The sequence below is a fragment of the Belliella marina genome (assembly GCF_042682445.1).
GTDB lineage: Bacteria > Bacteroidota > Bacteroidia > Cytophagales > Cyclobacteriaceae > Belliella > Belliella marina.
Genome location: NZ_JBHUHR010000001.1, coordinates 302641 through 321924 on the forward strand (window position 1 = coordinate 302641; position 19284 = coordinate 321924).

Below are 19284 nucleotides of genomic sequence, written 5' to 3' on the forward strand. Positions count from 1 at the left end.
TGAATGCTAGAACGAGGTTAGTGCCAGTTTCTTAGATATGAAATAGGTCATATAGGATGTGTTTATTATTTCAAATAGATCTCCAAATAATTAAATTAAAGATCATTGTTTTTTGTGGACAAATATTATTTGTTTATAATTAAAAGTCATTACATTGGGGATTTATGAGTAAAATTGGTCATTTTGGTTTTTTTATGGTTAGAAGACCATTGTTTTCGTATAATAGCTTTTTAAAAGGTAATTGGAAGGATTTTGTGCTTAATGATATGCGGTTTGAAGAGGCTATATTTTGGGTTTCTCCTGATTTGCACAGAGAGTTACTTAAGCTTAAGGAAGGGGCAATTAAATGGGAGCAAGCAGAAAAGCTGCAGGAAACCTTTTATAAATACTTTATAAGAATGTCATCTAGAAGTACTCCATTTGGAATTTGCGCTGGTTTTTCTGTTGACAAATTAGGAGAACAAAGTACTATTGAGGAAAAAAGAATAATTACTCCAGACTTGGGCTTTTTGTCAAAATTGAACAAAAGTATTCTTAGAAAGCAGGAATTGCTTGAATGTCTAGATTTTTATAAAAACCCTAGCATATACAGGATAAGTGATTCCTATAGATTTTATGATAAGGTTGAAAATAAAGACAACCAGGAGTTGTTTAGGGTAGCTTCCATTAAGGTTCATCCGATTGTAGATCAAATGCTTGAAAAAGCAGCTCAAGGATGTCAATATGAACACCTTTTAAAGGCTTTGGGAAATGGGCAACTATTAGAAGACCGAAAGACATTTATCAATAGCCTCATACATGAGAAATTATTAATCAGTGAATTGGAGTATGGTTTGCTTTCGCATGACATTATAGATAGAGTAGATTGTAAGCTCGATAATTCAGACAAGCTGGAGGTAGAGGAATTAGCAAAATTGTTAAAAAGATATTGCAATTTGATTTCAATATTAGAAGAGTCTGAATTCGGTTTTCTTCCCTATGATGAAATGGAACAGTTGAAAGATGATTTTTTCAAAGTATTGGGTATGGATTTCAAAGGTTCAATTTTCCATGTGGATTTAAAGAAATCAATGGATGAGATTAGTCTTTCAGAAAAAGATGTGAGAAATATCCTAGAAGTTATGAAAGTAATGGATGAATTAGATATGTCTAATAAAAATAGTTCTTTTCATCTGTTAGATAAATTTAAGAGGGTCTATTTTGAGCGTTATAATAATGAAGAAATGAGACTTTGTGATGTTCTGGATGCAGATATTGGAATAGGGTTTCCAGTTAAAGACGGGGGTGGAGTTAGAGGGGAAAGTTTTTTGTTGAAATATATCGATGATTATGCAGGTGTTGGAAATGACCAGAGGGATGAAGTAGTTGACAATAGGGTATTAAATGTGCCTTTTCGCAAAGAAGGATTAGATTTAGCGCAGTTTTTAAAAGGCAAAAAAGATCTTGGGCATAATTTGCCACCGACATTTGTAATTATGTTTTCAAAATTACCTGAAGGAAAGTTTCTTTTACAAGATGTTGGAGGGGGGACTGCATCTCGCCTTCTGAGTCGTTTTGGTGTTAAAGACAATGATACAAGAAAATTGTTAAATGATATTTCGAATTACGAGCTGGAAGTTTTTAAGGAAACGGTTGTAGCAGAAGTTATTTTTATTCCTGTTGGAAAGGAGGGGAATGTAGCCAAACGACCGCTGGAAAATGGTTATTTTATTCCAATAAATGGAGGGAGTTTGTCAAAAGATTCCTTTGCAATTCTTCCAGAAGAATTACATGTTGTTATTCGAGGAGGTGAAATAGTATTATTCTCAAAAAAACTTAACAAGAGAGTAGTACCGAGACTTTCTTCCGCACATAATTATTTTAGGTCTTCTTTGCCTTTGTATCAGTTTTTATGTTCATTACAGCATCAAAAGCCTGTATTGGCGCTAGCAGGTTTAAAATATGGACAAGATGGCGTTAAAACTCCACGGATATTTTTTAAAAATGTTATTTTTAAACCGGCTACTTGGAACTTTAAGAATGGAGATTATATAGATGTTATTGATGGTGACACTGGACTAATTGGCTTAAAAAAACTAATCCAATTTTGGGGGATTCCAAGATGGATAGCTGTTAAGGAAGGAGATAATGAGTTACCTATTGACACGCATGATGATTATAGTTTGAAGATACTTAAAGGATTTTTCTTGCGTAAAAATGATGTAAAATTGATTGAATGGCTTCATTTTAGTAAGAGTTTGGGTTCAGAAGCGATGTTTTGCAACCAGATTGTGTTGCCTGTTAAGAATCTACAAAAAATTAAACCTATTGAATTGCAGCAGTTTGATGAAATTGGATTGCCAATTAAGACTTTTCTCCCAGGTTCTTCCGTTTTATCCATTAAGATATATTGTGGCGTGTTTTCTTCTGATATTGTACTTAGAAAGTTATTAAAGAAGTTGGGCGAAGAGCTGGTTGATTCTGAATGGATTCATTCATACTTTTTTGTAAGATACCAGGATCCAAATTATCATTTACGAATTAGATACTTTTTGAACACCGATAAATCGAATAGTTTTACTTATGTACTACAAGCAGTTACCAGTTTAGCAGAGAAACTACGAAAAGAAGAGTGTTTATGGAGATTAGAATTAGTAACATACGAAAGAGAGTTGACTCGATATAGTTCTTTTAATATTGAATTTGTGGAAAGGATCTTTTACCATGACTCATTTTGTATTTTGCAATTTGACAATAATGAGGATGAGTTTTCTGAGACTGATAGAGTTCTGATGGCAATGGCTAACGTTGATTATTGGATGAATTGGCTAGGGTTTGATTTAAACAAAAAGAGTGATTTTGTAAATAGAATGGAAAACTCATTTTCAAATGAGTTTGAGGGAGTAATTGATGTTAAGAAAATCAATTCCTTACATGGTGTTTTTTGGGAAAGCTTATATATGCTTTTGAATAATGAGTCAATTAAGATTTTTGAAATCAGAAATCAGAAGATTACAGCAGAAATGGGGAAATTTAAAATTCCTAAATTGTCAGATTATAATCATATTTTGCCTGATTTGATTCATATGAGCCAAAACAGAATTTTTCATTCGGATCAAAGGGTGCAAGAGTATATTATTTACATACTTTTAGGGAAGTACTATAAACGCTGTAAATTTACCGTCTCAAAAAAGTAAGCATCGATGGATAGCATTCAAAAACTAGCTAAAGAAAACACTTTGATCCGAGCTTCTCTTTATGGAGTGAGCTTTCTGATAATTTGGTTTTATAACTCCATTCTTTTTGATCAAACAGAATTTGAAATTGTTTTCTTTTACTATGTTGTTTGGAATTATTTTGTCGTGCTATTGAATCAGTTGACTATTGAGATTATTGTTTTCAAGATTAAAAGTACTCTAAGATGGCTGATTTTAATTGTGTCCTTAGTTGTCCTTTATTTTGTATCGGTTTTTCTTTTGGTGTATCCGCTCAAATGGTTGAATTATTTTCGACCAGATGATGAAAGAATAGAAGTAATATTTAATAGGTTTTTTTTTCCTTCAATAGAAGGAGCATTTTCTGTGCTTGGACTTTCTTGGTCAACTGGTCAGTTATATTTTCATCTATTTATTTTACTTATCGGAACCTTTATAATTAGGTATGTACAATCTATGAAGAAAATTGTAGCTCTTCAGATAATGAATGCAAACCTTGAGTTGGATTTACTTAAATCTCAGATTCATCCCCATTTTTTATTTAATACACTAAACAACTTGTACCGCTTAGTTATGGATGTTCCTCAAGCAGGGGAAGTTGTATTGAAGTTGTCTGATTTGTTGCGGTTTAGTCTTTATGAAAGCAACACAGAATCGATATCCCTAGGAAAGGAGATAGAGTTTTTGGAAGATTATATAGGGTTAGAAAAAATTCGGCACCATAGTCATGTACAAATAGCTTATGATTTTGAATCAGTTCAAAACAGAGATAAGCGAATTGCTCCCTTAATTTTCATCAATTTTGTAGAAAATGCCTTTAAACATGGGGTGAATAATACGGTGAAAGAGTCATGGGTAAAAATAATTTTGGAACAAACTAATGATATGGTTATCTTCAAGATTGCAAATAGTAAAATCGGGAACAGAATGACAAAAAAGGGAGTAGGGGGGCAGGGGTTAGCGAATGTTAGGAGAAGGCTGGATATTTTGTATTATGGTAAATATGATTTAGAAATTTTGGATGAAGGAAGTGTGTATCAGGTGAATTTAAAAATAGAACTATGAGTATTTTAGTCAAGTGTTTGATAGTAGATGATGAGCCTTTTGCTCAGGAAGTGATTGAGAAGCATGCCGAAAAAGTTCCATACCTTCAAGTGGTCAAAAAATCAAATAATGCTGTTGAAGCACTTAAGGATATAGAAGAGTATTTGCCTGATTTGGTTTTTATGGATATCCAAATGCCTGAGATGAGTGGCTTGGAATTAATCAGGATACTTAATAATCATAAACCCAGAGTGATTATTACCACAGCCTTCCCAGAGCATGCGCTTGAAGGTTTTGACCTTAATGTTTCAGATTATTTATTAAAACCAATTTCTTTTGAACGCTTTCTAAAGGCAGTAAATAAAGTATATACATACCAAAAGCTAGCAGCCCAATCAAGGATTCCCGCTGTGCAATCTCGTGAATCTGATAGTCCTGCTTTTTTCTGGGTCAAAGAAAACGGGAAGTTAGTACACGTAGCCTTTGAGGATGTTCAGATGATCAAGGGGATGAAAGATTATTTACAGATATTTTTGAAAGAAAGACGTATCATTACCTACATGACTATGAAGCGGATCATGGAAATCCTGCCCCTACAGGATTTTATGCGTGTAAGCCGATCTTATATTGTTCGAAAATCTTCGATCATTTCCATCAATGGGAATGTTTTGGAAACAACTCTAGGGGAGGAAGTAATGATAGGGACAACCTATCGGGATATCATTCGCGATGAAGTCAGTGAGTGGCTTAAATAGTTGGTCGAAATTTTCAATGAAATTCGTCGGCTTTTCTTTTTACTTTGTCTAAAAATTTTCTTGTTGATTAGAAATTAGTTCTTATTTGTCATTGTATTAAACATTAAACGACATGAAAGAAAAATTACCATTGATCAAAAAAAAGATTGTTTGTGATTTAAATGTTTCAAAAACAAAAAATCATATTTTTTTAACAACTATGACCGCTACTTCATTTGTTTAAAAACTGTAGTTTGGCAAATTCAAAGAGTTTTGATTTGGTTTTTGTGATACAAAAAGCTTAAATCAGACGATATTTTGCTTGAAGGATTAAAAATGAAATGATTTTGGGGAAATACAGGGGCAAAGGATTCATATTCAATGCCCCTGTGTTTTTTTAAGTTTTTCTCAAAGATTAATATAACAGTTTAAACAGTTCGAAATCACCTATTTCTATTCTAGCTACATGCATGGAACAGATTGTTGTTTGTATCCGTCCGAGCAACCCCATCTTGTATGGTATGATTTTATTTGGGACGGTATTCTTCCCAGTTTGAAGGTAGTGGTTATTTCGGTCTGACCATGCCAGCAATTTCTTTAAACATTCATCACAAATCCCCATCGCATTTTTGTCGAAATTTTCGATAAAAAAATCAATACCACCACTTAATACAATGACCAAAAAAGGGGAGGAGTACCCCCCTTTCAATCCTTAAAAAGGATAAGTTGTCAAAATATACTCCACAGCCTTTTGGGCTTTTGAAGCTGCTTCCAGCGAGAGCCTTTTATCCGACTTTAATCTGTCTAGCCACACTTTGATATAGGCAGCTGAATTGTCCAACAATTTCTCTTCCATGATTCCAGTATGATTGCATAAGTAACTTGCACCCATTTCGGCTGTTAACTCTTCTCTTGAATAAGGCTCAGAATTGAAATCATGGTCTGCTTAAAAACACAAAACCAATTGGTAAGGTATGGTTGGAGCACTCGTTAATATATGGTTTCAGATTACTTATAGTTATCGTTTTTCCTGCCATGCTTTAGGATGTTGGTTCTACCATAAAGCAAACGATAACTGATTAATTTTAAGTGGTCAAGAATGTCATTCTGGCAATTCTGACCACCATCCTAAAGTGGTCAACATCACCGGATCAGGTGGTCAAGATGGTTCGGGATATACAATATAAATACAAACAAATATCAAAACTTTCAGATTTTTGCCTTTATTTTTCTAAAAATGTTGAATTGACTTTAAAATCCCCTCAAATCCCCAAATCCCCGAATCCAACCCCAAAAGACCCTCCAGACCTAACAACCCGAAATTTATCCCTATAATGATAAATTTAAAAAAAGGATGGAGAAATTAAATTTGAAAATGAATAAGTAGATAATTCTTTGTAGCATCATAAAAAGTGAAAATTTTAAATAAATCAAAAATATAAATTAGGATAAGACCCTTGAGGTTTTGCTCTACCTCGAGGGTCTTACGTTAATACCTTATGTGTAAAATAGTTCACCAATTTTTTTAGCGTAAAACTTAACCTTGATCCCCTGATTCCCCGAGTGGAATCAAAAGTTATCCTTGATCCTCACTTTGTCCCCAGTCTGAATAGTCTCGGAAGGATTCTTTAGAATGATATCCCCAACTTGAAGGTCTCCAAAAATCTCTGTTTGCCCATTTTGGGAGATGCCTTTTCTTACGGAAATCCTTTTCGCTTCCCCCTTGACTATTTTGATTACAAATCGGTCTTCCATACTCGTAACCAAAGCTTCATTCGGAATTAAAATAGTATTTTCTTTATTGTAATTGATTTTAACTTGGGCAAAGCTTCCGGCTTTTAGCTTTCCATCTTTGTTGGGAATATCGGCTTCGATGATTTCTGTACGGTTGGCATTCTGGAGGCTTCCAGATCTTCGACTTACCAATGCTTTATGGCTTTTGCCCGGCTGTGTGTTTAAATTAAATGAAAGGCTGTCATTTCCAATATCCAATCCGGCATAGGATTCTGGAACAGGTATTTCCAATCTAAGCATATCATTCATTTCCAATCGAAACATTGGGAGTTCGCTTCCTTGGTGGTTGACAAATGTTCCCGTATGTACATTTCTCTCTGTTACAATCCCGTCAAAAGGAGCCCTGATTGTGAGATAATTTGCCATTTGCTGTGCAGCTTGCAACTGGTATTTGATTGCCTCCAGAGCAGATTTGGCAGATTCGGCATTGGCTCCTTCTTCTTTGAGGAGATTTTCAAGACGGAGTAATTCTGAAGCTGAGACAGTCCCTGGTGTGTTTGAGGTTTTCTGTATGCGTTCGTACTGGTCTTTGGTAGTAGAGAGTCTAGCACCCGAAGACATTGCTTCACTTTCGGCTTGGAGCACTTTGGATTTGGCAGCTGCCAGTTCTGCCAAGATTTCCGGAGCTTCAATCTGGGCTATGATATCACCTTTCTTGACTTTGGATCCCCGATCCACTTTTACATTTTGTACGTAGCCACTCGTTTTGGGATATATAGCGACCGATTCAAATGGCTTGAGTTCACCTGGTAAGCTGATACTTCCTTGGAGGTCCGATTGTTGGATATGGTAGGTTTCATAAATCTTTTCCTGCTGCTCAGATTCAGCTGTGTTTTCTGGAGTACCACATGAAAAAAGGCCTATGAGGAATATTGAAGTTGAAGTGGATAGAAATGGTAGCTTAGCCTTTTTCATAATGTATGGAATTTTCATCGTAAGGATCAAGTGAAATAGGAGCGATGCTGGAATTTTTCAGCATACGTGAATAGATGGATGGCATGATCAACAAAGTGCTGATGGTGGAAAACAACAATCCCCCAATGACCGCTATTCCCAAAGGGGCAGTTTGGTCTCCGCCGAGGGCTAAGGGGATCAAACCTACTATCATGGAAATACTTGTCATTAAAATGGGCCTTAGCCTACTTTTACCAGCTTCTTTAGCAGCTTTCAGGGCATCTCCATGTTTTTTTCTTTCTTCCTCTGCAAAAGTGGTGAAGAGTATGGCATTGGCGACCGAAACCCCCAAAGCCATGATCAAACCCATATATGATTGGATGTTGAGTGTAGCTCCAAAGGCCAGCAAGAACAGCAAGGAACCCACAGCTACCGCAGGGATGGTTGATAGTGTGGATAGGGCAGCTTTTAATGACTGAAAGTTGATGGCCAACATCAGGAATATCACAAATATGGCAATGATCAATCCTGTTTGGAGTTCTGATAGCGTCTCTTCCAAAAACTCCAATTGACCTCTTACTATTACATTAAGCCCTCTTGGTTTTTCTCCGACTTCCCTGATTGCTTTTTCTATGTCCTTTCTTGCAGAGCCAATCGTTTTGTCATGAAGATTGGCAGTGACGGAAACCATCCGCTGCTGATTGAGTCTGACCACTTCTCCCTGTGAAAAGCCTTGGCTTACTTTGGCTACATCACCAAGCCTATTGTTGCCGCCATCCACTCGGGGCAAGTAAATGTTTTCAAGCGCTTCTTGGGAATTCATGGTGTATTGGGGGATTTCTACCTGCACCTGATAGGCATTTCCCGAATTTTTGTCCAGCCAATATACCGGTCTGGTAAATCGACTGGAATTGGTGGCAGAAACCATCGCTCTACCCACATCATCTGCCGAAAGTCCCAATTGACCTGTCTGTATTCTGTCAATATTGACATTTAGGGTAGGGTAATCCAAAGGCTGCGAAATTGCTACATCCCTGAGGTAGTTGATTTTTTGAAGATTGGTTCTGATTTTTTCAGCAAAAGCCCTAGTCTCTTTGATGTCTTTTCCAGTTACGGCTACCTCCAGAGGATTGTTAGCCCCCATGGACATTACCCTATCCACAATGTCTGCCGGTTCGAAACTTATTTTCAATTCCGGGATTTTTTCCTTTACCATCAACCTAATGTCCTCTTTGAGTTGCTGGATTTTAAGACCACTTCCTTCCTTGAGTTTGACGGTTAGTATGGCTTGCTGAGGGCCGGAATTCCATATGTAGGTAGTAGAGGCAGGGTAGGCAGAAGGGATGGTGCCGACAAATCCAGAGCTGATCTCGATGTTCCCGCTGCCGGTCAACACTTCTAATTCTTTGTAAAACTGCTGGGTCAGCCGCTCTGTCTGCTCGATCCTTGTTCCTTCTTTTGCATTGATCCTCACTTGAAATTGCCCTGAATCTACCTCTGGGAAAATTTCTGTCCCAATCAAAAGATACAGTCCAACCACTGAAAGTATTGAAATCACAAAATAGAGCAATACTGTCAATTTGCTATGATGAAGCAATCTCCCCAAAGTCAACTGATACTTTACCTGAATCTTGTCAAATCTTCCACCTTGTTGCTTTTTGCTGTGTTTCTCCAAAGCCTCTTTATCCAAAAGCCAATTAGACACCACTGGGACAAATGTTTGGGAAAGTACAAACGATGCTATCATTGCAAAACCTACAGCAAGGGACAATGGCATAAACATGGATCTTGGAACTCCCGACATAAAGAAGGAAGGGACAAAAACCGCCAAAATACTGAACACAATCAGTAATTTGGGAATGACAATCTCCCGAGTACCATCAATGATTGCTTTTGGAAGGCTTTTCCCCATTTCCAAATGACGATGGATATTTTCGATAGTCACCGTTGCCTCATCGACTAAGACTCCAATAGACAAGGCCAAACCAACCAAAGTCATGATGTTGAGTGTTTGTCCGGCGAGGTTCAGAAATACGATGGAAGATAGGAGCGCCAAGGGGATGGTCATCACCACTACCAATCCACTGCGCCAGTCTCCCAAGAATACCAATACCATCAAGCCTGTTAGGATAGATGCAATCATCCCTTCGGTCAAGATGTTTCTGAGGGATTTGATCACATAGCCTGACTGATCGAAAGCATACTCCACCTTAATATCTTCAGGTACAGCATCCCGCATGGCGGGAAGGGCATTTTTGATATTTTTCACCACAGTCCAAGTAGAGGCATCTGGCCTCTTTGTGACAGGGATATAAACTGAGCGCTGACCATTTACCAAGGCATAGCCTGTGGCTATATCCGCACTGTTTTTTACCTCTGCCAAGTCTTTCAAATATACGGTTGCTCCCCGTTGGTTGTGGATGGGGATGTTTTCCAGTTCTTTGAAGTTTTCAACAACCGTATTGGGTTTTACCAAGTACTCCGTATCATCGATCCGAATACTTCCGGATGGAATCAAACGATTGCCTTTTGCCAAAGCTTCAACAACATCTTCTGTAGATAACCTGTAGCTTCTGAGCTTTTCAGGATCAATGTCCACCACGATACTTTTTTGGTTTCCACCCACTGGAGGAGGTGAAGAAACACCAGGCAAGGAAGAAAACATGGGTCTCACTCGGTTTACTGCCAAATCCTGTATTTCGGATAAACTTCTGCTGTCAGAGCTGAAGACCAGTTGGCCTACAGGGACATTTCCGGCATCATATCTCACCACAAATGGAGCGATAGTTCCGGGAGGCATTTTTCCTCCTGCACGGTTGACCTGCGCGACTACCTGTGCCATGGCTTCCGCCATATCAGTCCCTTCGTGAAACTGCAATTTGATCAGGGACATACTCTGTACAGAGCGGGATTCCATAGAAGAAATGCCTGTGATGTAGATAAAATGCTGCTCATAGACTGAGCTCAGATAGCCTTCCATTTGTTCTGGAGACAATCCTCCATAAGGCTGTGCTATGTATATGGTTGGGCTGCCGATTTTTGGAAAAATGTCGATCGGCATGCTTCGGATGGTGAGAAATGAAAAAAATCCAATCGCCAAGATGACTACCATTACCGATATAGGGTTTCGTAGTGATGTTTTTATCAGGTCCATATCAGTTTAGGTTTTGGATGAAATAATCAATACTCCCACTCACGGCGGCATAATAAAGGAGCGCTTTCCACATTTCAGCCATTACTTTTATGCTTTCATTCTCTGCCTTAGCCAAGTCAGCTTGCCCTTGTGCCAGTTCGTTTAGGTTGATAAGTCCGGCATCATATCGGGCTTGTAGGGCTTGATAGCTGAATTCAGCAGCATTTACATATTCCGGAGCCAATTGTGCCGATTCCAATGCCTTCTCCAAGGTGACCCTTGCGATAGCTCTGTCTCTTTCCAATGCCCGCTCTACCTGCAATTCATAAGCTTCAGAGGCTGAGATCAGGGAGTTTTGTCTTTGGACTAATTTGGAGGTTCTTGCAAATTGTAAAATGGGTACGGCAACTTGAAAACCTACTCCGTAGTTGTATCTGGAAAATGAAAGGCCATCTTTGGGATCATTGAAGCCACCTTCAAAAAGGATGGCAGATCCTCTGGCAAAAGCAGTTCCCCAGAGATTTAAATCAGGCATCAGGGAGCGGTTGAGTTCTGTCTTCCTCGACAGCGCAATAAGCGTATTCGTTTGGCTACGCTGCAAAAGAGGGTGTGTTTCTTCTGGCTCTTCAACAAGGATGGATATCTCCCGTCCAAGACTTGGGTCTAAGCTGATGTTTTGCTGATCTTCACCCAGTAGCTCCCTCACTCTTGCCATCATGGCTTCGGCAGCTTTTTGTGCCTGCAAATATTCGATTTTGGATCGAATGTAAAGTGATCGAAACTGTGCTGAATCCACGCCCGGTCTGAGTCCATTGTCTACCAGGGTTTTGGACAATTGCAGGTTGGTCTCAAATCGGTTTTTGTTTTTCTCTGCCGACCTGACCATGGACTCTGATGCCCAATAGTTGAGGTATGCCTCGGTAAAGCGAACTTGGTGTTCCAAAATACTGAGAGATTCTTGGTGCTTTGCAAGTTCGTGGATGAACTTGGCAGATTGGATTTTGCTGTCTCTTTTGCCAAAAGTAAATGGGCTCCAATTCATCAGCAGGGATGCCGCCGATCCATAGGTGAAATCCATGCTGTTTTCGGAAACAGGTGGCCCTGAAATAGGGAGGATATTGCCCGGGAAAAACATGCCTGTGATGTTGTTGTTGGTAGAATAAGTCATCTGGTAAGAACCATCCAAACTGGGGAGTATGCCAGACCGTTCGAATTGGATTTGTCTCCGGGAAGCTTCCGTTTCCAGCCTCTTGGCTTCAAGTTCTGGATAATTGGACGTGCTGATGTCTATTAGCTCTCTAAGGATGCTTTGAGCATTGAGTTGGAAAGAAAGTAGGAAATAGAGGATGCCTGTTATAGTTTTTTTAAGCATAGATTGATGGTGGTAGATTAAAACAAAGCTTAATCATTGACAAAAATACCCTTTCTATGACTGGGGGTTATGGTGAAAATTGAAGTTAAAATGGTAAAATTGAAATTTTCAAGTAGCAGAAATTTCAGTCAGGCTAATTAAGTAAGGCTCCAAAAACCTAAACTACCCAAAGTGCCTATTTCGGAATTGATGGGGAGTTTCGCCGGTATGCTGCTTGAAGAACTTTACAAAGTAAGAGGAGTCGTTGAACTGCAGTAGTTCTGCTATCTGGTTTACATTCTGTTCTGTATGGAGGATATTTCTTTTAGCTTCCAAAACCAATTGCGCCTTGATATGTTCAGAGGCTGTCTTTCCAGTTGATTTTTTGCAGGATTGATTTAGGTTTTGAGGGGATGTCTGGAGCAATTGAGCGTAGTCCTGTACTTTATGGAAGATTGGGGTATGTTGTGCCAGCAGGTTGAGAAATCTATCACAAAGTGGACTTTCTTTGGTGATTTCCCCTTTTTGAATTGCTTGGCCTTCAATTTTGGCAAATAAAACCCTCAGATAGCCTTTGATCAAATCTTCTGAATTCTCCAGGTTACTTTTATAGGCTTGAAGTATATCTTCAAGAATTATCTCGACAGTTTGGTCATTCCATTCATTTATCCTTGTCAATTCACCCAATCTTTTGATTTGTTGCAGGATTTTGATTTCTTTTATTTCATCAATATACTCTTCTTTGAACATCAAAACATAGCCTTTTGGGATGGATGTGAATTGCCAAGAGTGTAATTGTCCTGGTTTCAAAAAAAACAGATCAGGTGTCAGTATTTTGTAATTCACCGTTTCGATCCAATGGAACCCTTCTCCTTCGGCAATAAAAATCAATTCATAATAACCTTGATGCTTATGGGGTTTAGTGGATTTTATGATCGGTTTGAATCTGGTGATTTTAAACTGTTCGTTAGATTCTAGCTTGTTTTTGGTGCTGATTGTTAACATTTCTTTCTGTGAATGCAAGATTCAAAGTTTGGTGATTTTTTTTGAAATAAAAAAAGAAATAAGTTCTGGCTTGATGCTGAAGGATAACCAAAACCTAAAACATCAGGGATATCTCTTTGTTATTTCTTTATCACTTTTTTCACTTCTATGCGATTAAAAGTTTCTATGTTCAGGAAATAAACTCCAGTAGGATACGTCCTAATGTCGATTTGGGGAAAAGGTTCGTTAAAGACCTCAACTTCCTGTAGAAATTGCCCAGAAGCATTATAAATCTTTATATATGCAGGAAAAAGACAGTTGGCTATACTGCCTTTAATGGAAACGAAATCTTCCGAAGGGTTTGGGTAGATAGTCAATGTGATTTCAGCACAGTCTTCTTGCGTGGTACTGTTGTCAATGGGATCAAGGCCATTGAAATGGTATTGCATAAAATTAGGAAAGGATTGTTCAAAAACACCAGAATTTGGCTGGTTTCGGTTGTTGGAAGAATCCAAATAACGAGATTTTGTGATGACTCTATCAAGAGGGTCATTAGGGTTGTCAAGATAGAATATCATACGTTGGAGGTCTCTGGTCTCAGTAAAATTACGGGGCATAGCACCATTATAAAGCCTCCCATCAGGGCCAAGCTGCATCTTAAAGGAAGGTAATGGGGCAGGGGTGGAGAAGCTATCATTTAATTTGTAGCCCCAAGTTATGTTGTCAAGTGATTTGATGATATCTTCCAAAGAATTTGCAGATAGATCATATTGCCACAATAAATCATACAATGCAGGTTCTTCTAAATTATAACTTCCCATGTAAAGTTTAGAGTTATCAGGGGAAAATAATATGCTTTGAATATTTGGGGAGTTTCCTAAAACTCTTCGATTACTTAAATCCCCTGTTTCAGCATTAAAATCATATAGCTCTAAAGGAGAATATTCATTTACACTAGGAATGCTATTTCTGGAGATATTAATATTGAAGGCCAACATGGATCTGTCTGGAGAAAATTGCGCCATACCTCCATATTTGTAATCATCATATGATAATCCAAAAGCTTGGAGTATTGGTTGGCCAACTCCCTGGGAAGTAATTGGGAAAACCACAAATCGATCTGTGTCATCCTCATGAGTTAGAACCCAAAAATCCCTTCCATTTTCATGAATAGTTCCAGTAAGCACTTCCAAAGGGTTGGTGAGAAGCATGGTGTTCCTTGTTTCTGGAACAACATCTCCCAAACCACCATTTAAAGACATATCGATGACAGTGTAGTAAAGTCCATCATCTTCCTCTTCAAGTCGTTTTAAGGTGAAAAGGTAATATTTGTCAGGCGTACCGGGCATAGGAATTATCAACGCATGCTGACCAAACAATCTGCCGCTGATTAATCCCCTTCCATTTGGCATCATGCGAAAGTTTCTGTCCCATACATTATTGCCGTCAGAATAAAATAAAAGATCCCCAGTCTCTTTATTGCAGATGGATACAGAAGTGGCTGCAGCTAAGTTAGGTCCGTAAGCTTCCCTATTGAAAACACGAAATCTGTTGTGGTTAAAGTCAATTCCAAAATCATTGCCTGTAATCCATACATTGGCTTCTTTTTGTGCAACACTTTCTGTGATGGCAAATAAAAATACAAGTAAATACAGGCCTTTCATTGAATTTTGGCTACTTTAATCCTCTTATCTCGAGATGAATCCATATCAAATTTATAGATTTTTATTTAATTATAAGAAGAAAAATTTAGACTTTTATCATGAATAGTCTCGTTTTGGAACATCAAGATCTGTTATCCTCAGATAAAATACTTTCACATAATGATTTTTTTTACTAAAAACCTCTTTTTAAAAACTAACCATCTGATGTGGGCCTGCCTCCTTGCTGGGAGGTCTGCGGTGACATTGGTAGATAAGCCTGTCCCGACGTATGGGCGGGAGATATCTCCGTCTTTCCCCGAAAGCCCCGATAGCTATCAGGGGAGGTTGGTTACTTTTCTCCCAAAGTCCGCTGTGCCTGTGCCCCTCTGGCGTAGCAGATGCATCAAAGCCTGTTCCGATCCAATCGGAAGCAAAAAGTAAAAGGTATTCTAAAATACGTCCTACACCAATAATAAAATTCTTCGTTGCTGAATTTTTTCATGATGCAACTTTACGAAAAATAAACTCTTGCCAGGGTATTGACTTGCTCGGGCCGGCACCTTTATCTGACTCATTGGTTTTGGTTTTCCAGCCATCGGATTATAGTTAGCGATTTTCGAAATCGTCCGCTAAAAAAAACAAAACCATTAATCAGAGGGGTCAATCCCGAATTCGGGACAGGTTATGCTCCGGAATCTTGAACAAAAGGGGTCAACATGCTCCGGAATATCCACAGATTCAAATATTTCTTTTTATGTATATACGCTACTTTACCACAAGCCAAACAAAGTTTCTCCAACAACGGATTTTCAATACTGTCGTCCGTTGACACTCGTGCGCCGTGGCGTAGTTGACGATTATCCGCAACATGATGGTTTGCTTACTTCATTACTGGCAAAGTAGCGGATAATCATATTTCTTTTTTTGAAAAGTAGTTCCACATTTATACTTTCTTATTTAGCTAAATCATACGATGATTGCAGTCTTATCCAAAACTTTGCAGAGCCACCAAATACCTTTTCAATTTTAAGAGCTATGTCTGGAGTTATGCAGGCTTTACCATTCATTATATTTGATAAAGTTGGGCTGCTTATATTTAGAAGCTTTGCAGCCTTACTAATTGATAAACCTCTACCTTCCAAAATTTCCATTTTCAGAATTTCCCCAGGATGCGATATTTTCATTTCTCCCTTCATAGCAATGTGTATCTAAGGTATAAACATGAAAGTAAGATTATAATCGTGTTTGTTTTACTATGTTCCTTAATTCTTGGTAAATGTTCCTTATCTATCAAAAACAATTGATATTCAGTGTTTTGTGTATTGTTTTCGATATTCCTTATAAGACTCTATAACTTCTTAAAAGCGTATTTTGCATTCTTATCTCGTTGTTTGTCACTAAGACGCTCAATAATCTTTTCATTATCTATAAACTGATTTAAATAAAGTCTGACTGTTTTATCGTTAATCCCTGTTACTTCTACTAATTCACTTATTGTGGCTTGATTGTGATAGAAAAGATGCTGTAAGATCTTCTTTTGAGTATCATTATAACTTATCCAATTACTTTGAATTTTTTTCAATATAGAGTCTGAAATGGTTTTTGTATGATTGCTTATTTTATTTCGAAGTGTTAAATAAACGTTTCCATTTTTTTCTACATACTCAGGTATTGAAAGCATCGATTTTTCCATTGACTGGTAAATTCTGGAAACACCTTCATTCAGTTGTCTTACAAACCCCATATCTTCTAAAGCTCTTGCAATTCTGGGATTTCTTGAAAACCTTTCGGTTCTTATATTCTCTACATTCACTTGTGCCGGAAGTGGTCCACTGTTTGAGATTTCAAGTCTATCGTCAAAGTGTTTGATGTAAATGGCATTCCCTTGTACATTGTAGGAGCGGTGGCATAGTGCATTTACTACTCCCTCCAATCACGCTTCTTCTGGGTATTCTGGTACTTTATTGAATCGACCTGTTTCTAGATCTAAAAAGAAATAATCTTTTAATGTAGCCTTCAGGAATTTTTTTACATGGTCGATAATCCATGGGATGTTATTTTCAAATCGTTCATCTTTGACAACATTATGCTCTGTACCCACTTGAGCAATGGTACCTTCATACCGAATGTAGCGAAGTGATGCTGATGTAATATATTTTTCAGGGTCTTTGGCAAAAAGTAGCACTCCCGCTTTTTTTATTTTGTAAACGCCATCTTTTCTGACTGCCAGATGCCTCTTTACCAGTAACTCTAAAGTATCTCCGTCATAGTTTAATTTTTCTTTATACCGATTTAAAAGTTTTGTATCAAGATCATCAAAATCAAACTCAGCTTCTATCTCATCTTCAAACTTTCGGATCTGTTTGTCATACTCCAAACTTCTGACCGCATCTCTGTCAAGTTGCTTGTTTCGGTCATCAACCCTTAGAAAGATTTGTTCATTATCCTTGCGCTTGAAAATCCTTTCAATATCCTGATCAACGTGATATAAGAAAATCTGCTTTCCTTCAATTTCAATTTCTTCCAGTTTGATGTTACCATGGGGGTCTATTAAATCAACAAACAGATTTCTGTAATCGCTCAGCTTTTCACCCAAAGAACTTAAGTCTTGAATTTCGCCATCGTTTGAGACTCCAAAAGCCAAAACACCTCCATCGGCATTGAGCATACCGATCAATTCATTAGCTATCTTGGTAGGTGCAATATCTTTCTCTCCTAGACCTTTTCGCTCAAAGTATTGGTTTTCCCGCTTCGTTTGAAGAAGCTCAAGTGTTATTTGTGTATTGAATTTTGAAATGACCATGGTTAATTTTTATGCCATTGGCTTTATCATACTTTCTATAAATACTATTTCATCCGTAGTCAATTGGTACTTTTTGTAATGCTGTTAGCTAGGTTGATTTTATGTTATTGATTCTTGAATCAATAAATGCCCATTCATTTTTATTAATTCCCCAAAGTTCACATAATTTTTTAATGATAAATACAACTTCAATTTCATAAAAATTATTTCACCAACTCTTGACTGCCATTCAATTCATAAGGCTGAATTAACACCTCTACAGGCAATCCTAAGAGTTCGTGAAGGTTTCTGATCATAACTATAGTCAATGCTCGCTTACGGTTGAGTACAAGGCTTACAGTTGTCTTACTGCCAATGGCAGGGATTAAGTCTTTATCCTTAAACCCTTTCATTTCCATAGCTTCTTTGATAGCAGTGATAGGTTCAGGCAAAGCGATAGGGTAGTGCTCTTTTTCATATTTTTCTATCAGCGTTACCAATAGCTCTGCTTCCATTCCTTCAGGACTATCTGGATTAGCATCAAATATTGAAGAGAGTCTCTTCAAAGCATTTTCATATTCCTGCTCTGTGGTGATTATTTTATTCCATTTCATATCTTCGACTTGATTTTACGGTTTAAAACTGGTCAACTGTATTGGCATCAACTTTATCATATTCAGCATGTGTTCCGAGGAATTTGATAAAGACCCATTGTCTGGGATAACTGATCTGGACAATTAGACGGTATTTGTTTCTTGCGATATTAAACACTACCCGATTATTTTTGACCGGATCTGCATCAGGAAAGTCTTTGACCACATCCAATGACTTGTGCCAAATAGCATCTTTTGTGATCGAAATCCATGTTTCTAGACTAGCTTTTGAATCGGGGTGCTTTTCATAGAATTTCACCAGATTTCTTAAGGCAATGATGTTTTTCAATGGTTTATATTTTCACAACGGTTGAAGATATAAAAAAGTTTTCAAAATGAAAACTATTTACTGGATTTATGCTATAAATTAATTAAGTTTAAACGAATAAATAGTTTTGATCTTGATAAATGTACCAATGGACATGATTTTGAAATCTTTCTTTTATCAAATTTGGGGGAATCCCTAGATGGCTCAATAATACCAAATCATTTACTAATTCAATTCTTTTTGAATAGGCACCTAATAAATCCTTAGGAATAATATTTAGATCATTTTCAATGGCAAATGGATTATAGTGAGCAAAATGATTCCTTGTCGCAACTAATTTAGTAATAAATTTTTTTTCATTTGGGATTAAACCTTTCGCTATTCCTTGAATTATAGTTAAGAATGATCTAATTTTTACTTTTAATTTATCTTCCTTTTCAAGGTTCTCAGTTTTCCCTTCTTCCCTGTGATGTTTGAAAATTATTTTATAGAACATTTCTAGACCTTGCAATGAATTCATAAAAACTTCCCTCTTATTTACAAGATTTCTAGATTTTGAAATTCTATAGTATTCGATGATTGCGTCCCTATTTATATCAAATACTTTTAGCCAATTTAAAATTAAATCATCTGAAAAGCTTAAGAAGCTATTCATGTCAAGAAGGATATTTCTTTTATTCAATGTTGAATAGTTCCATTTAATTTTATATGACTCTCCCTAATCATGCACGTAGCCAAATATTCTTTGACAGGTAGTGTCAACTAATTTAATAAATGGATAAGATTGGTTTTCTTGTGACAAATTACAAA

Annotated in this window: 14 protein-coding genes and 1 pseudogene; 3 read left to right on the top strand and 12 right to left on the bottom strand. The window is 37.4% G+C overall.

The genetic code is table 11. The features are described from left to right. The first annotated feature begins 164 nt into the window (after positions 1–164). The 3 genes from ACFSKL_RS01240 to ACFSKL_RS01250 are packed head-to-tail and all read left to right on the top strand — an operon-like array spanning position 165 to position 4993. Positions 165–3176 (top strand): lantibiotic dehydratase, encoded by a 3012-nt coding sequence (locus tag ACFSKL_RS01240; RefSeq protein WP_376882656.1) that lies wholly within the window; start codon positions 165–167, stop codon positions 3174–3176. A 6-nt stretch (positions 3177–3182) separates the two neighbouring features. After that, entirely contained in the window at positions 3183–4259 is a 1077-nt protein-coding gene (locus ACFSKL_RS01245) for a sensor histidine kinase (protein WP_376882659.1), read from the top strand. Further along, the gene (locus ACFSKL_RS01250) at positions 4256–4993 is read left to right on the top strand and encodes a LytR/AlgR family response regulator transcription factor (RefSeq protein WP_376882663.1); all 738 of its coding nucleotides are present in this window, start codon (positions 4256–4258) and stop codon (positions 4991–4993) included. Before ACFSKL_RS01245 ends, ACFSKL_RS01250 begins: the two co-directional genes overlap by 4 nt. 691 nt (positions 4994–5684) lie before the next feature. Here ACFSKL_RS01250 and ACFSKL_RS01255 read toward each other — a convergent pair. The 12 genes and pseudogenes from ACFSKL_RS01255 to ACFSKL_RS01310 all read right to left on the bottom strand — a co-directional run. Then, positions 5685–5900 (bottom strand): annotated as a pseudogene (locus ACFSKL_RS01255) (zincin-like metallopeptidase domain-containing protein); the annotation flags it as partial. Positions 5901–6541: 641 nt separating this feature from the next. Continuing rightward, complete coding sequence (locus ACFSKL_RS01260; RefSeq protein ID WP_376882665.1) at positions 6542–7681, bottom strand: efflux RND transporter periplasmic adaptor subunit; 1140 nt, start codon at positions 7679–7681, stop codon at positions 6542–6544. Continuing rightward, positions 7668–10814: an efflux RND transporter permease subunit gene (locus ACFSKL_RS01265; RefSeq protein WP_376882668.1), complete on the bottom strand. Its 3147-nt coding sequence runs from the start codon at positions 10812–10814 to the stop codon at positions 7668–7670. The genes ACFSKL_RS01260 and ACFSKL_RS01265 overlap by 14 nt, the downstream gene beginning before the upstream one ends. Position 10815: 1 nt before the next feature. Further along, positions 10816–12165: a TolC family protein gene (locus ACFSKL_RS01270; RefSeq protein WP_376882671.1), complete on the bottom strand. Its 1350-nt coding sequence runs from the start codon at positions 12163–12165 to the stop codon at positions 10816–10818. A gap of 162 nt (positions 12166–12327) precedes the next feature. Then, the gene (locus tag ACFSKL_RS01275; protein ID WP_376882673.1) at positions 12328–13149 is read right to left on the bottom strand and encodes a helix-turn-helix domain-containing protein; all 822 of its coding nucleotides are present in this window, start codon (positions 13147–13149) and stop codon (positions 12328–12330) included. 119 nt (positions 13150–13268) lie between these two features. Continuing rightward, complete coding sequence (locus ACFSKL_RS01280; RefSeq protein WP_376882675.1) at positions 13269–14792, bottom strand: T9SS type A sorting domain-containing protein; 1524 nt, start codon at positions 14790–14792, stop codon at positions 13269–13271. A gap of 932 nt (positions 14793–15724) precedes the next feature. Beyond that, positions 15725–15967, bottom strand: coding sequence for a HigA family addiction module antitoxin (locus ACFSKL_RS01285; RefSeq protein WP_376882677.1), 243 nt, complete (start codon positions 15965–15967; stop codon positions 15725–15727). 152 nt (positions 15968–16119) lie between these two features. Continuing rightward, on the bottom strand, positions 16120–16704 hold the full coding sequence (locus ACFSKL_RS01290) for an ATP-binding protein (RefSeq protein ID WP_376882679.1): 585 nt from the start codon (positions 16702–16704) through the stop codon (positions 16120–16122). After that, positions 16705–17574 (bottom strand): AlbA family DNA-binding domain-containing protein, encoded by an 870-nt coding sequence (locus tag ACFSKL_RS01295; RefSeq protein ID WP_376882682.1) that lies wholly within the window; start codon positions 17572–17574, stop codon positions 16705–16707. It abuts the gene before it with no gap. A gap of 203 nt (positions 17575–17777) precedes the next feature. Beyond that, positions 17778–18167, bottom strand: a complete 390-nt coding sequence (locus tag ACFSKL_RS01300; RefSeq protein WP_376882684.1) for a helix-turn-helix domain-containing protein — start codon at positions 18165–18167, stop codon at positions 17778–17780. A gap of 22 nt (positions 18168–18189) precedes the next feature. Then, the gene (locus tag ACFSKL_RS01305; protein ID WP_376882687.1) at positions 18190–18495 is read right to left on the bottom strand and encodes a type II toxin-antitoxin system HigB family toxin; all 306 of its coding nucleotides are present in this window, start codon (positions 18493–18495) and stop codon (positions 18190–18192) included. 88 nt (positions 18496–18583) lie between these two features. Then, complete coding sequence (locus ACFSKL_RS01310) at positions 18584–19156, bottom strand: HEPN domain-containing protein (protein ID WP_376882689.1); 573 nt, start codon at positions 19154–19156, stop codon at positions 18584–18586. Between the last annotated feature and the right edge of the window lie 128 nt (positions 19157–19284).

Coding starts and splice junctions, on each gene's coding strand:
- ACFSKL_RS01285 (WP_376882677.1), bottom strand. CDS start 15,967: ATGAAGGGAGAAATGAAAATATCGCATCCTGGGGAAATTCTGAAAATG.
- ACFSKL_RS01295 (WP_376882682.1), bottom strand. CDS start 17,574: ATGGTCATTTCAAAATTCAATACACAAATAACACTTGAGCTTCTTCAA.
- ACFSKL_RS01270 (WP_376882671.1), bottom strand. CDS start 12,165: ATGCTTAAAAAAACTATAACAGGCATCCTCTATTTCCTACTTTCTTTC.
- ACFSKL_RS01250 (WP_376882663.1), top strand. CDS start 4,256: ATGAGTATTTTAGTCAAGTGTTTGATAGTAGATGATGAGCCTTTTGCT.
- ACFSKL_RS01265 (WP_376882668.1), bottom strand. CDS start 10,814: ATGGACCTGATAAAAACATCACTACGAAACCCTATATCGGTAATGGTA.
- ACFSKL_RS01245 (WP_376882659.1), top strand. CDS start 3,183: ATGGATAGCATTCAAAAACTAGCTAAAGAAAACACTTTGATCCGAGCT.
- ACFSKL_RS01275 (WP_376882673.1), bottom strand. CDS start 13,149: ATGTTAACAATCAGCACCAAAAACAAGCTAGAATCTAACGAACAGTTT.
- ACFSKL_RS01260 (WP_376882665.1), bottom strand. CDS start 7,681: ATGAAAAAGGCTAAGCTACCATTTCTATCCACTTCAACTTCAATATTC.
- ACFSKL_RS01240 (WP_376882656.1), top strand. CDS start 165: ATGAGTAAAATTGGTCATTTTGGTTTTTTTATGGTTAGAAGACCATTG.
- ACFSKL_RS01300 (WP_376882684.1), bottom strand. CDS start 18,167: ATGAAATGGAATAAAATAATCACCACAGAGCAGGAATATGAAAATGCT.
- ACFSKL_RS01280 (WP_376882675.1), bottom strand. CDS start 14,792: ATGAAAGGCCTGTATTTACTTGTATTTTTATTTGCCATCACAGAAAGT.